The sequence below is a fragment of the Brevundimonas sp. Leaf280 genome (assembly GCF_001422455.1).
GTDB lineage: Bacteria > Pseudomonadota > Alphaproteobacteria > Caulobacterales > Caulobacteraceae > Brevundimonas.
In genome coordinates, this window is the sequence record NZ_LMNC01000005.1 from 255,323 (window position 1) to 268,666 (window position 13,344).

Genomic DNA, 13,344 nt, shown 5'->3' on the forward strand with positions numbered 1-13,344 from the left:
CTAACGATGTGAGCGCCATATAGGCCAACCGAAAGGGGTTGTCAGCCCCCCGCGATCAAACGCGCCGTCAGCGGGGCCCCAGATAGTCGCGCTTGCCGATCTCGACGCCCGCCGCGCGCAACAGGGCGTAGGTCATGGTGACGTGGAAAAAGAAGTTCGGCAGCGCAAACCCGGTCAGATAATCGACGCCGTTGAACTCGTGCTGCCCGCCGGGGAATTTCAGCACCACTTCGCGCGTCTCGGCGCCCTCGAATGCATCGCGGGGCACGCTTTCGATATAGGCGATCGACAGAGCGATGGTGGCCTTCAGCTCGGCGAACGACGCTTCGGTATCGTCCGTCTTGGGCCACTCCTGTCCGACCAACCGGGCGACGCAGGCCCGCGCCGAAAACGCCGCCGTGCGCACCTGGGCTGGGAACGGATTCATGTCCGGGGCGAGACGCGCCTCCATCAGGGCGGCCTCATCGAACCCCTGAGCAAGCGCCTTGTCGAGCAAGGCCGACAGATTGTTCAGCGTACGCACAAAGACGGGCGCCGAGGCGTCGTAGATCGAAAAGGCCATGGAGGTCAGGTCCGGTTGGAACGACCCCTTAGCTGCTAATCGACGCGCCGATATTCAAGGAAGACCGGGGTCGTGTCGCCAAGCTTCTTTTCTTCGTAGCGCGTCACGACGTGATCGGCAGGCGGGACGAACCAGTCCTGGCCGGCCGCGCCGATCCGCTCCAGTCCCGGCGTGCGGTTCAGCCGTTCCAAAGCCCATTCGGCGTAGTCCAGCCAATCGGTGACGAAGCGCAAGGTCCCGCCAGGCTTCAGGATGCGTGCGAAGGCCTGGGCCGTCTCGTTCTGCAGCAGGCGGCGCTTGTTGTGGCGCGCCTTGTGCCAGGGGTCGGGGAACAGGATCAGAACCCGGTCGATCGAAGCGTCCGGCAGGGCGTCGACCAGGTCGCGGGCGTCGTCAGCGTGGATCCGTACGTTCTTCAGCCCGCCCTCTTCGACATGGCGCAGGGCCGAGGCCACGCCGTTCAGGAAGGGTTCGCAGCCGATCACCAAGGCGTCGGGCCGCGTCGCCGCCTGGGCGGCCATATGTTCGCCGCCGCCGAAGCCGATCTCCAGCCAGACCTTGGTCGCCTCGGGCATCATCGTCTTGGGATCCAGCGGCCCGGCCTTGGGATCGGGCACGGCGATCTCGGGCAGCAGGGTCTCCATCAATGCCGCCTGGCGGGGCTTGATGGGGCGGGCCTTGATGCGGCCGAACGATCGCAGCGGGCGGTCGAGATGCGGGTTTTCGTCCTCGGGACGGTCATCGGCGTTCATGCGCCTGCCGTTAGCCGTCGCGGCTGCGGGCGTCCAGAAGACGAACGCCGAAACCTTTTGACGGTCGCGGCCGAACGCCCTTCTATGCCGGTCACAAGCGGCGTCGGGGCTGACGCATCGCGGGAGAGGGATTTCGATGATCGGACATCATCTGCGGGGCGTCAGCCTCGCGGCCATTATATGCGCCGTGCTGGGTCTGTCGGCCTGCGCCACCACCGGCCAGACCCCTGATGATACGGCCGCGAAACCGTCGAAGGACCGGACCCTGGCCGCCGGTCTCGATCCCGCGACGACGCTGGATCCCTATCCCTCCACCTATCAGCCATTGCCGCGCGAGAACTTCGCCGTGGTCGGCGCCACCGTCCTGACCGGCACGGATCGCAAAATCGAGAACGGCGTGGTCGTGGTCACGGACGGCCGGATCGCCGCCGTCGGCGACGCCTCGACCCCCGTCCCTTCCGGCTATCGCGTCGTCGAAGCGCGCGGCCGTTATGTCACCCCCGGCGTCATCGACGTGCACAGCCACCTGGGCGTCTATCCGTCGCCCGGCGTCAGCGGCATGAGCGACGGCAACGAGGCGACCAGCCCGAACACCGCCCAGGTCTGGGCCGAACATTCGCTGTGGCCCCAGGATCCGGGCTTCAACACCGCCCGCGCCGGCGGCGTCACCACGCTTCACATCCTGCCCGGCTCAGCCAATCTGTTCGGCGGACGCGGCGTCACGATCCGCAACGTGCCCTCGATCACCATGCAGGGGCTGAAGTTCCCGGCCGCGCCCTATACGGTCAAGATGGCCTGCGGCGAGAACCCGTCGCGCGTCTATGGCGGCCGCAACCAAAGCCCGGCGACGGGCATGGGCAATATGGCCGGCTATCGCGCCGCCTTCATCGCCGCACGCGACTACAAGGCCAAATGGGACAAGTGGCGCGAGGACGGCGAAGGCGCCGCCCCGACCCGCAACCTGCAGAACGAGACCCTGATGGGGGTTCTGGACGGGTCGATCCTGATCCAGAACCACTGCTACCGCGCCGACGAGATGGCGCTGATGATGGATATGGCCAAGGAGTTCGGCTACCGCATCACGACCTTCCACCACGCGACCGAGGCCTACAAGCTGGCGCCGCAACTGGCCGCCAACGGCATCTGCGCGGCCATGTGGACCGGCTGGTGGGGCTTCAAGATGGAGGCCCTTGACGCCATCGAAGAGAACGCCGCCCTGGTGGACGCCCAGCAGGGATCGTGCGCCGTCATCCACTCCGACGACGCCGAACTGACCCAGCGATTGAACCAGGAAGCCGCCGCCGCCCTGTCGGCCGGTCGCCGCGCCGGGCTGAACATTTCCGAAGAACACGCCATCGGCTGGATCACCTCCAACGCCGCCAAGGCCATCGGCATCGCCGACCAGACCGGGTCGCTGGAGCCCGGCAAGCGCGCGGACGTAGTGATCTGGAGCGCCGATCCCTTCTCGATCTACGCCCGCGCCGATCAGGTCTTCATCGACGGCGCCCTGACCTTTGATCGCAGCAACCCCGCCTATCAGCCGACCAGCGACTTCGAACTGGGTCAGCCGGGCTATGGCCTGACCGCCGCCAACGTCACGGAAGGAGCCCGCTGATGCGCCTGTCTCACATCCTCGCGGGCGCCGTCGCGGCCCTGTCCCTCGCCGCCCCAGCTCTTGCGCAGGAAACCGTCGCCATCGTCGGCGGGCGCATCCTGACCGGCAACGCCGTCATCGAGAACGGCACGGTCGTGATCCGCGACGGCAAGATCGTCTCGGTGGGCTCAGGCGGCGCGCCGTCCGGCGCCCGCGTCATCGACGCAGCGGGCAAGACGGTCGCGCCCGGTTTCGTCGCCGTGGATTCCGGCCTGGCCGGGACCGAAGTCGGCTCGGTCAGCGGCACCAACGAACTGCGCAACAGCGCCAATACACTCAGCGCCGCCTTCGACATCTCGTACGGCCTTGACCCCTGGTCCTTCACCCTGCCGGTCGCGCGGTTGGGCGGCATCACCCGGGCGATCGTCGTGCCGCAGCATCCCGGCTCGTCCGGCGGTCATGTGCATGAGGACGAGACGGCCGGCGCCGGCGACGGCGGCTATCAGACGCCGGGCCTGTTCGCGGGTCAGGCGGCGATCATAAACCTGGGTCAAGGCTCGAACATCCTGGTCAAGCCGCGCGTGGCCATGGTCGCCCCCTTCGGTGAAGCGGGCGCCGACATCGCCGGCGGGGCGCGCGGGGCGCAGTTCGTCCTGTTCAAGGAGACGCTGTCGGAGGTCCGCCTCTATGCCCGCAACAAGTCGGCCTATGAGCGGGCGGGCCTGCGCGATCTCAGCCTGTCGCGCGCCGATCTTGAGGCCTTAATTCCCGTCGCCAACGGGACGATGCCGCTGATCGTGACGGTCCACCGCGCCTCAGACATTCAGCAGGTGCTGCGCCTGGCGCGCGAGGAAGGGATCAAACTGATCCTGGACGGCGCCGAGGAAGGCTGGCTGGTCGCCGGCGACATCGCCGCAGCCGGCGTGCCGGTGCTGCTGAACCCCATCTCCAACCTGCCCAGCGATTTCGAGATGCGGGCGGCGCGGGCGGAAAACGCAGCGGCTCTGAACGCGGCGGGTGTCGTCATCGCGATCAAGGGCAACGAGGGCTCGACCCACCGCGCACGCGAGGCCCGTTACAACGCGGGCAACGCCGTCTCGCACGGCCTGCCCTACGCCGCCGCCATCGCAGCCCTGACGGTCAATCCGGCCAAAATCTTCGGCATGGCCGGTCAGTTCGGCCAGATCGCACCGGGCGCTGCGGGCGACGTCGTGGTCTGGTCCGGCGATCCGCTGGAGCCGCTCAGCCAGCCGTCGGCCATCTTCGTCGACGGCATCGAACAACCCCTGACCAGCCGTCCGCTGCTGCTGCGCGATCGTTACCGCCAGCAGACGCCGATGCCGCCTGCCTATCGGAACTGAGGACCGCCTCGGTCTGAACGGAAAGGGCGGGGCCTCGCGGTCCCGCCCTTTTTCAATTGCGTCGTCCGCGCTAGGTCACGCCCATGCCTACGGTTCTCTACATCGACGCCGACGCCTGTCCCGTGAAGGAAGAGGTGTATCGCGTCGCCCGCCGCTATGGGCTGAAGACCTATGTCGTCTCCAACACCTGGATGCAGGTTCCGCGCGAGGCGCTGGTCGAACAGGTGGTGGTGGACGCCGGTCCCGACATCGCCGACGATTGGATAGCCGAGCGCGCGGGCGTGGGCGATGTGGTCGTCACCGCCGACATCCCCCTGGCCGACCGCTGTCTGAAGTCGGGCGCACAGGCGCTGAAGTCGAACGGCCAGCCCTTCACCCCGGACTCCATCGGCTCGGCCCTTGCCGGACGAATGGTGGGCGAGCATCTGCGGTCGATGGGCGTGGCCACATCCGGTCCGCCGCCGTTCTCGGCCGCCGACCGTTCGCGTTTCTTGCAAGCGCTGGACCAGGCCGTGGTCAAGGCGCGCAAGGCGGCGACATGACCACCGTCATTCCGGAGGACGAGCTGGAGTTTCACTTCTACCGCGCGGGCGGTCCAGGCGGGCAGAACGTCAACAAGGTCTCGACCGCCGTCCAGATGCGGTTCGACGTCAGGAACTCACCCTCCCTGACCGAGCCGGTCAAGGCGCGGTTGATGAAGCTGGCCGGCAGTCGGCTGACGCTGGAAGGGGTGATCCTGATCACCGCCGTCCGCCATCGCACCCAGGAGCGCAATCGCGCCGACGCCATCGATCGGCTTCAGGCCATGGTGGACGAGGCCTCGATCCGGCCGGTCTATCGTGTGCCGACCCGCCCGACCAAGGCGTCGAAGGAACGACGCCTCAAGGCCAAGACGACCCGCGCCTCGATCAAGTCGGGACGTGGCAAGCCGGCGCTGGACTGACGATCAGCGCTCGGCCGGGCGGAACAGCAGGGCGGCGATCTTGTCCTCGGCGTCGAAGCCGATCAGCCATTCGGTGACCTGATTGTCGAAGGTGACCTTGAACATCTGGGCCTCGCCTTCCTGCTTGACGTATTCGACCGTCTTGACGGCGCCGAAGCCCTTGATCAGCGGGACCACCTGGGCCTCCTGCTGACGGATCTGGGTTCCGAGACCGATCGTGAAATCCGAATAGTCGAAGCCGGTCCCCTGGGCGCTGGCGATCACGGCGCGCAGCGCCTCTTCCGAGCGGGCGATGTCGGGAGCCTGGGCGGCGGACGCCGTTGCGGGCGCAGCGGCGGGGCGTGCTTGAGGCGCTGCGGCTTGAGCCGGGCGGTCGAAGCCGTTCGGCACGGCGCCGGCGGCGGCCTGAGCCAAGGCGGGCATGGGCGCCAGCAGCACGGCGGCTGCAATAGCGGTCTTCATCAAGGTCGGCTTCATAGCGAAAGCTCCGGTCAAGTCAGATAGGGCCAGAGCGAAAGGCCCAGGGCCGCCAGGGCCGCGATGACCGCGACCGTGACTGAAGCCGTCACCCAAGCCGGAGTTCCCGACTTTTCGATGACCACCGCCGCCGGGCGCGGCGGCTCCTGAACCAGGCGCGAGATAGCGCGGGCGGCGGCGATCATTTCGTTGATCGCGTCACGCGCCTGGGCCTGCGGTCCCAGCTCGCGGCGGATCCAGCGTTCGACCACCGGCTGGGCGGCCTTCCACAGATCGTGGTCGGGTTGCAGCCGCCGCGCCACGCCCTCGACCGAGACCATGGTCTTTTGCAGCAGGATCAGTTCGGGCCGCAGCCGCATTTCGAACAGGGCGGTGATCTCGAACAACTGGCCCAAGAGCCGGCCCATCGACACCTGGCTGGCGGCGCGGCCGATCACCGGCTCGCCGACCGCGCGCAGAGCCTGGGCGAAGGTCTCCACCGAGTGGTGCGGCGGGACGTAGCCGGCCTCGAAATGCACGCGCGAAATCCGGTCGTAGTCGCGGCTGATGAAGCCCCACAGAATCTCGGCTAGATAGCGCCGCTCGGCCGGGCCCAATCGCCCAACGATGCCGAAATCGATCGCCGTCAGATGGGCCGGCGCGCTGGCGAACAGATTGCCCTCGTGCAGGTCGGCGTGGAACACCCCGTGATCCAACGCCTGGACCAGGAAGGCGCGCACGACATTGTCGGCCAGCTGATCCTTGTCCAATCCCGGCAGGTCCAGCAGCGCCGGATCCGTCATGGGCACGCCTTGCGCCCACTCCAGCGTCAGCACGCGCTTGCCCACCCCGTCCCAGATCACGGCCGGCGCGGACATATATCCGTCCTTGGCCAGCACCTCGGCCATCTCGCTGGCGGCGGCGGCCTCCAGCCGCATGTCCAACTCCAGATCCAGCGAGTTGGCGATGGTCTCGACAAAGGCGGACGGCTCCAGACGCCGCGCCATCGGCACGAGCCGCCAGACCAGCCGGGCGGCCAGACGCATCGAATCCAGGCCATTGGCGACCCGCCGCTCGACCCCCGGCCGCAGCACCTTGACCGCGACGGCCCGCCCATCGGCCAGGGTCGCGCGGTGCGCCTGGGCCAGGGAGGCGGCGGCGACCGGCGGGCTGAGGTCGATGAACAGGCTTTCGGCCGGACGACCCAGCGATTTCTCGATCTCGCGACGCGCCTCTTCCAGAGAGAAGGGCGGCAAGGCGTCCTTCAACCGGCCAAGATCGCGCGCGAATTCCAGCCCGAAGATATCGGCGCGGGTGGCCAGGACCTGGCCCAGTTTGATCGCCACGGGGCCCAGATGTTCGAACGCCTTGCCCAGCCTCTGGCCCGGCCGACCCTGACGCCCAGCGCGACCTGAGAAGAGTTGCACGAACCGGGCGAACGGCCGCGTCCAGGCCGGCAGCAGATGGGTCACCTCGCGCGGGATCAGGGCGTCATGACGCGCCAAGACCCACAGCCAGCCCAGCAGGCGCAGGAAGGACGCAACCGGGTTCTGGACCGCGACCGTCGCGGGCGGCGGCGGGGCCGTGCGATAGATCCGGCTGGTCAGATCGCCCACCCATGATGGATGGCGGCGATCCCGCCCGACAGATTGGTGACGGACACGCGACGGAAGCCGGCGTCCTCAATCATGCCCTTGAACGTATTCTGATCGGGGAAGCGACGGATGCTTTCGACCAGATACTGATAGCTTTCGCGATCCTTGGCGACCCAGCCGCCGATGCGTGGAATGGCGTGGAAGGACCAGGCGTCATAGACCTTGCGGATCGGGCTGGTCGTGGGACGCGAGAACTCAAGGCACAGGAACCGGCCGCCCGGCTTCAGCACCCGGCGCGCCTCGGCCAGGGCCTTGTCGATATGAGCCACGTTGCGGATGCCGAAACTGATCGAATAGGCGTCGACCGAGGCGTCCGGCAGCGGCAGGTTCATGGCGTCGCCGACGCTCCACTGCATCTCCGGTTCGCCGCCCTTGTGGACGCCGGCCAGGATCATCTCGGCGTTGTAGTCCAGCACGATGACATTAGCGTCCTCGCCGCCGCGCCGCTCCTGGGCTGCGCGCGCCATCTTGGAATAGCGACGCGCCATGTCGCCGGTGCCGCCCGCAACGTCCAGAATGGTTTCGCCCGGACGCGGGTTCAGCTTGGCGGCGGCGATATCCTTCCAGATGCGGTGGACGCCCACGCTCATCAGGTCGTTCATCACATCGTAGTTGGAGGCGACGGAATCGAAGACCCCGCGCACCATCTTCACCTTCTCGCGCGCATCCACGTCGCGAAAGCCGAAGGAGGAACGATCACCCGACGAATGCGGGCCGTGGGAGGAGGCGTCGGTCATAGTCGTCGTCTAGCGCGTCGCAGCGCCCCCGTCATCCGATGAGACACCCGATCAGGCCGCTTCGGGCTGCGGCAGTTTCAAATCCTTCATCACGTCGCGCATCAGGCCGTAACAGCCGCACGACGCCGCCTCCAGGCCGTCGCGATCCAGGACCCTGACCCAGCCGCGTCCCCGTTGGATCAGCGACTTGCGCTCCAGCACCGTGCCGACCTCCGACACCGTGGCGCGACGCACGCCCAGCATGCCGGCGATATCGGCCTGGGTCAGATCGATCCGGTCGTCCTCGGCCCGGTCGTGGAGCATCAGCAGCCAGCGGGCCAACCGTTCGTCCAGCCGATGCTGGGCGTTGCAGGCGGCCGCCTGCTGCACTTGCGCCATCAAGCCTTCGGTGAAGCGCGACAGGGCTGAGCGCAGCGTCTCGCTGTCTTCCAGCGCCTCGCCGAACACCTCGGCCGAGCAATGGGCCGCGATCCCGTCGCGTTGAGAAATGGCCCGACTGGCGGCGCGGGCGTTGAACGGCCCGCAGGTGACGCCGATCAGGCCTTCGCGCCCTATGGCGGCCGTCTCCACCATCTTGTCATCCGGCAGGATGGTCATCAGCGACACCACGCCCTTGATCGGAAACCACACCTGATCGACCGCCTCGCCGGCGTCATAGAGCATTTGGCCGCGCGTGATCTCGCGCTCTTTCAAATGCGGTTCGATCCGCTTGCGGTCGGCCGCATCGAGAGCGGCGATCCAGAGATTTTCCATCCTAACCCCGCTGGCGACCGATGACGCGAAAGAGCGACGATCGCTGCTCGATCAATGCACAAGCTTGACCATGGGTTCCCTGGACGGATCCGCGCGGCTTCGCCGCTTGCCGCCATCCATCAGGCGCCCTACGCCAAAGAAAAAGAGGAAACGCGATGACCGACACACGGCTTGACGTAGCGGAAACGCTTAAGGATTTGCCCGCCTGGCGAGCGCATGACGGCAATCGCCCGGCCATCATGCGGACGCTGAAGTTCGCGGATTTCAACGTCGCCTTCGGCTTCATGACCCGCGTCGCACTGATGGCCGACAAGATGGACCACCATCCCGAATGGTCGAATGTCTACGACCGCGTCGAGATCCTGCTCACCACCCACGACGCCGATGGCGTGACGGACAAGGACGTGACCTTGGCCCGCTTCATTGACGGCGCCGCCGCCGGCATGGGGGTGAAGTCGTGAGCGGCGCCGCGCATCCCGGCCGCGTTGCCGGCAAGACGGCCCTGATCACCGGCGCGGCCGGCGGCCTGGGCGAAGCCATGGCCTTCATGCTGGCCCGCGAGGGCGCCCGCATCGCCGTCACCGACATCGACGCCGCACGCGCTCAAGCCCTGGCGAGCCGGATCAATGCGGAAATTCCGGACGCCGCCTTCGCCTATGCCCACGACGTGGCCAGCGAGGCCGAATGGGAAGGCGTGATCGCCGCCGCCGTCGCCGATCTCGGCGGCCTGTCGGTGCTGGTCAACAACGCCGGCGTCGGCGGCCCCCTGGCCTTCGTCGAGCAGGACACGATCGAGAACTGGCAGCGTCAGTACGAGATCAATCTGCGCTCCATCATGCTGGGGGCCAAACACGCCATGCCGCATCTGCGCGCCTCGGCTCCGGCCTCGATCATCAACATCTCCTCGATCGCAGGGCTCGCGGCCGCCCCCGGCATGGGCGCCTATAACGCCACCAAGGCGGCGGTCTGGATGTACACCAAGACCCTGGCGCTTGAGGCCGCCAAGGCCGAATGGAACGTACGCTGCAACTCGGTCCATCCCGTCTTCATCAAGACGCCGATCCTGGATCCCTTCATCGCCATGGCCGGCGGGGACGAGGACAAGGCGCACGAGCGCCTCGCGCGTGGGATTCCCTTGAAGCGGATCGGCGAACCCGACGACGTCGCCTACTGCGTCCTCTATCTGGCGTCCGACGAATCCAAGTTCGTCACGGGGTCCGAGTTCAAGATCGACGGCGGCATGACGGCGCAGTAGGGCGCGAGCGCCCTACTGCTTTCTTTTTGGGCCTATCGCGCTTCGCGCTGCTTGAGGCCGTTGGCCTTCCTTGTCGGTGATTGATGGCGGCCATCCGGTCGTCATCCGCGCATTCGGGATTGAGGCCGCTTGCGCCATGCTGTAAGCGGCCTGTTCCGGCGTCGCGCCGGCCGACGCACCCGTAGCTCAGCTGGATAGAGTGCTGCCCTCCGAAGGCAGAGGTCACAGGTTCGAATCCTGTCGGGTGCGCCATTTTCACCTTCAAGATAGTCCACGACTCGTCTCCGGCCGGCGGCGCCACTAGAGACACGCCCGACACAAAATCGTCGTCGGGTTCTTGATTGCGCAAAGCTTATGTGACGTTATCTCGTAACAAGTCACTTCCTCCCCAGGCTGAGAGTTTTTCCATGCGTCCCTCAAGCGTCTCGCGATCCCTGCTCATGGCGGCCGCAGGCTCCACGATTCTGGCAGGCGCCGCCGCCGCGCAGTCCGCTCCGCAAGCCCCGGCGGAGTTGGGCGATATCATCGTCACGGGCGCGCCCTATGGCATCAGCCAGCGGGCCTCGGTGATCGCGACGGACGTGGTGGACGAACAGACCCTGGCCACGGCGCCGGCGGCCTCGCTCGGCGATATGCTGAGCGGGCGTCCAGGCATCCGTTCGACCGACTTTGCGCCGGGCGCCAGCCGGCCCGTCATTCGCGGCCTCAGCGGCCCGCGCGTCCAGGTGCTGACCAACGGCATCGGTCTGATCGACGCGAGCTCTGTCTCGCCCGACCACGCCGTGGCCACCGATCCGGCCGAGGCCAATCGTATCGAGATCATTCGCGGGCCCGCGACGCTGGTCTATGGCGGCTCGGCCATTGGCGGCGTGGTCAATGTTCTGGACGATCGCATCCCCACCGAAATTCCCGAGGGCGGCGTGTCCGGCGTGGTCTCCACCCAGGCTTCCAGCGTCGATGACGGCCGCAGCGCCTTCGGACGCGTGACCGTCGGCGGTGGAAACTTCGCCTTCAACGTCGATGGGGTGAAGCGCAAGACCGACGACTATGACATCCCCGCCCCGGCCATTTCCGCCAGGCGCGCCGCCGCCGAAGGCCTTGCGCGCGAGGACACCGGAACTCAGCCCAACAGCTACACCGACCTGGAAGCTTGGGGCGTCGGCGGTTCCTACATCGGCGACAAGGGTTTCGCTGGCGTCTCCTACAAAAACACCGACAGCGAATACGGCACGGTCGCCGAGGAATCGGTCTTCATCAAGCTGAACCAAAAGCGGTGGGACGCGCGCAGCGAATACCGTTTCGACAGCGGCCCCTTCTCGGTCCTGCGCGGCTCCTATGGCCATGCCGACTACACCCACACCGAGTTCGAGGCCGTGGGCGAGCCGGGCACGATCTTCAACTCCGATGGCTGGGAAGGCCGTGCGGACCTCGTGCAGCGCGAACGCAACGGCTGGAACGGCGCCGTCGGGGTCCAGGCCCTGTCGCGTAACTTCGAGGCGATCGGCGAGGAGGCTTTCGTGCCCAGCGTCAAGATCGACGAACTGGGCCTCTATACGGTGCAGCGGCTGGACCTCGGCAACAATGGTTTCGAGGGCGGCCTGCGCTATGACCGGCGCGAACTCAGCGGCACGCCCATCGGCGGCGCCAGCGAAGTCACGCGCGAGTTCGACAACTGGTCGGCGTCTGCCGCCGCCTTCATCCGCCCGACCACCGGCCTGTTCCTGGGCCTCAGCCTAGCCCACAACGAGCGCGCGCCCAGCGAGGTCGAACTGTTCGCCGATGGGGTCCACATCGCCACCGCCGCCTACGAGACCGGCGACCTGACGCTGAACTCCGAGAAGGTGACGACGCTGGAGGGCACCGCCCACTATGATCGCGGCCGGTTCACCGGCGATCTGCACGTTTATCACTCCTGGTATAACGGCTTCATCGACGAACGGCCGACGGGCGACCAGTTCTACTTCGAGGAAGAGGACGAGTTCTTCCCCATCTATCGGTTCGTCCAGACCGACGCGAAGTTCTATGGCTTCGAGCTGGAAGGCGCCTATGCGCTTTGGCAGGACGGCGATCGCAAACTGTCGCTGGAAGGCGCGGCCGACTATGTCCACGCCCAGACGGACTTCGGCCCTGCCGCGCGGATCCCGCCCTATTCTGTCACTGGCCGTCTGGCCTGGACCTCGACCCGTTTCGACGTCAGCGCCGAGGTCCGTCACGTCGGCGAACAGGACCGCGTCGCCAACGAATTCGAACTGCCGACCGACGACTACACCCTGGTCAACGCCTCGGTCGCGGTCCGCCCCTTCGCCCAGCAGAACGTCACCCTGTTCGCCGAGGCGCGGAACCTGACGGACGAGGAAGCCCGCGAACACGTGTCCTTCCTCAAGGACATCGCCCCTCTGCCCGGCCGCAACCTTCGGGTCGGCGTCGCCTACCGCTTCTGACGAACCTTGAGCTTTCGGCGCAGCCAAGGCTCCGCCGAAAGCTCACACGCGTCGGCGAACGCGAACCCCCTCCGTGCGTTGATCGCCTATGACTGACAAAGAACCCCGCAAAGTCCCTATCGGCTACGAAGACCGACCCGACAAGCCGACACGCGGCGCCTTTCGCATCACAGCCCTCGCCATAGCGGCCGCAGCCGTCGTCTTTCTGACGCTGATCGCGGTCGTCGTCATGCGAAGCGGTGGGATCTAGTCGCGCGACCGCGTCGTGCCGAGTTCCTGCTAAGCCGCGTCTGCTCATCGTCCCTCTGAGATGCTTGAGCTATTGGCCAACGGGCTTGTCGCCGACCCACGTATCACCTCGCCCAGCGCGAGGTTTGATTCCCGCCGAGACGCGAGTTTGCCAGGAGCGCCTTGGGTCTCGGCGACTGTGGGTTTCAGTTGGCGTCTTTCGCTGGGCGAGCGTTTGGATCTTCTAATCGACGGCGGCCCTTTCTACGTCGGCGCTTCGCGCCTGACCTTCGGCGGCCGCCAGCATTATCGAATGGGCGATTACGCCACGGGAAGGCTCGCCTTCGGTGTCGGAACGGCGGGATGGACAGCGATCGTCTTCGTGGACACTCTCTTCGACACCGAAGCCAACACCTTGGCCTACAGCGACCCTTTCCGCCTTTCCGACACCCAGTCCATCACGTCTTTACGGCCTCGCACGATCGGCCTGAAGTTAAAGTGGGCGCCGTAGTTGGCCTCTGCCGGATCTCGAGGTTTGCGGCTCAGTTGACCGCCAGACGTCAGAAAGCCCCACGGCTTTTGGCGGTGGGGCTTTTTGGTGTTTTGG

The 13,344-nt window shown here is 66.7% G+C and carries 14 protein-coding genes and 1 tRNA gene; 9 read left to right on the forward strand and 6 right to left on the reverse strand.

Going from position 1 to position 13,344, the window contains the following annotated elements; all coding sequences use genetic code 11:
* Nucleotides 1-67: 67 nt before the first annotated feature.
* Nucleotides 68-562 carry a DUF1993 family protein gene (locus tag ASF31_RS11000; protein WP_055754677.1) on the reverse strand — a complete coding sequence of 165 codons (495 nt, stop codon included), beginning with the start codon at nucleotides 560-562 and terminating at the stop codon, nucleotides 68-70.
* 35 nt (nucleotides 563-597) lie between these two features.
* Nucleotides 598-1,314: a tRNA (guanosine(46)-N7)-methyltransferase TrmB gene (trmB, locus tag ASF31_RS11005; RefSeq protein WP_055754678.1), complete on the reverse strand. Its 717-nt coding sequence runs from the start codon at nucleotides 1,312-1,314 to the stop codon at nucleotides 598-600.
* A gap of 136 nt (nucleotides 1,315-1,450) precedes the next feature.
* Between trmB and ASF31_RS11010 the strand changes: the two genes are divergently transcribed.
* The 4 genes from ASF31_RS11010 (at nucleotide 1,451) to arfB (ending at nucleotide 5,212) form a co-directional block, all read left to right on the forward strand.
* Complete coding sequence (locus ASF31_RS11010; protein ID WP_055754679.1) at nucleotides 1,451-2,929, forward strand: amidohydrolase; 1,479 nt, start codon at nucleotides 1,451-1,453, stop codon at nucleotides 2,927-2,929.
* Nucleotides 2,929-4,269, forward strand: a complete 1,341-nt coding sequence (locus ASF31_RS11015) for an amidohydrolase family protein (protein ID WP_055754680.1) — start codon at nucleotides 2,929-2,931, stop codon at nucleotides 4,267-4,269. The genes ASF31_RS11010 and ASF31_RS11015 overlap by 1 nt, the downstream gene beginning before the upstream one ends.
* Nucleotides 4,270-4,352: 83 nt before the next feature.
* Nucleotides 4,353-4,811 (forward strand): YaiI/YqxD family protein, encoded by a 459-nt coding sequence (locus tag ASF31_RS11020; RefSeq protein ID WP_055754681.1) that lies wholly within the window; start codon nucleotides 4,353-4,355, stop codon nucleotides 4,809-4,811.
* Complete coding sequence (gene arfB / locus ASF31_RS11025; RefSeq protein ID WP_055754682.1) at nucleotides 4,808-5,212, forward strand: alternative ribosome rescue aminoacyl-tRNA hydrolase ArfB; 405 nt, start codon at nucleotides 4,808-4,810, stop codon at nucleotides 5,210-5,212. Before ASF31_RS11020 ends, arfB begins: the two co-directional genes overlap by 4 nt.
* Before the next feature lie 3 nt (nucleotides 5,213-5,215).
* On the opposite strand, the gene ASF31_RS11030 is transcribed toward arfB, so the two are convergent.
* The 4 genes from ASF31_RS11030 to ASF31_RS11045 are packed head-to-tail and all read right to left on the reverse strand — an operon-like array spanning nucleotide 5,216 to nucleotide 8,813.
* A complete protein-coding gene (locus ASF31_RS11030; RefSeq protein ID WP_055754683.1) occupies nucleotides 5,216-5,689 on the reverse strand; it encodes a hypothetical protein in 474 nt (157 codons plus the stop codon).
* 14 nt (nucleotides 5,690-5,703) lie between these two features.
* Nucleotides 5,704-7,284, reverse strand: a complete 1,581-nt coding sequence (gene ubiB, locus ASF31_RS11035) for a 2-polyprenylphenol 6-hydroxylase (RefSeq protein WP_055754684.1) — start codon at nucleotides 7,282-7,284, stop codon at nucleotides 5,704-5,706.
* Nucleotides 7,272-8,060 (reverse strand): class I SAM-dependent methyltransferase, encoded by a 789-nt coding sequence (locus ASF31_RS11040; RefSeq protein ID WP_055754685.1) that lies wholly within the window; start codon nucleotides 8,058-8,060, stop codon nucleotides 7,272-7,274. Before ASF31_RS11040 ends, ubiB begins: the two co-directional genes overlap by 13 nt.
* 51 nt (nucleotides 8,061-8,111) lie before the next feature.
* Nucleotides 8,112-8,813 carry a Crp/Fnr family transcriptional regulator gene (locus tag ASF31_RS11045; protein WP_055754686.1) on the reverse strand — a complete coding sequence of 234 codons (702 nt, stop codon included), beginning with the start codon at nucleotides 8,811-8,813 and terminating at the stop codon, nucleotides 8,112-8,114.
* Between the two features lie 155 nt (nucleotides 8,814-8,968).
* Between ASF31_RS11045 and ASF31_RS11050 the strand changes: the two genes are divergently transcribed.
* From ASF31_RS11050 to ASF31_RS11070, 5 genes are all read left to right on the forward strand, one after another.
* Nucleotides 8,969-9,274, forward strand: coding sequence for a 4a-hydroxytetrahydrobiopterin dehydratase (locus ASF31_RS11050; protein WP_082465119.1), 306 nt, complete (start codon nucleotides 8,969-8,971; stop codon nucleotides 9,272-9,274).
* A complete protein-coding gene (locus ASF31_RS11055) occupies nucleotides 9,271-10,068 on the forward strand; it encodes an SDR family oxidoreductase (RefSeq protein WP_055754687.1) in 798 nt (265 codons plus the stop codon). Before ASF31_RS11050 ends, ASF31_RS11055 begins: the two co-directional genes overlap by 4 nt.
* Before the next feature lie 175 nt (nucleotides 10,069-10,243).
* A tRNA-Arg gene (locus ASF31_RS11060) sits at nucleotides 10,244-10,320 on the forward strand.
* Between the two features lie 155 nt (nucleotides 10,321-10,475).
* Entirely contained in the window at nucleotides 10,476-12,509 is a 2,034-nt protein-coding gene (locus tag ASF31_RS11065) for a TonB-dependent receptor (protein WP_055754688.1), read from the forward strand.
* 463 nt (nucleotides 12,510-12,972) lie between these two features.
* Nucleotides 12,973-13,248 carry a hypothetical protein gene (locus ASF31_RS11070; RefSeq protein ID WP_156356016.1) on the forward strand — a complete coding sequence of 92 codons (276 nt, stop codon included), beginning with the start codon at nucleotides 12,973-12,975 and terminating at the stop codon, nucleotides 13,246-13,248.
* Nucleotides 13,249-13,344: the final 96 nt, after the last annotated feature.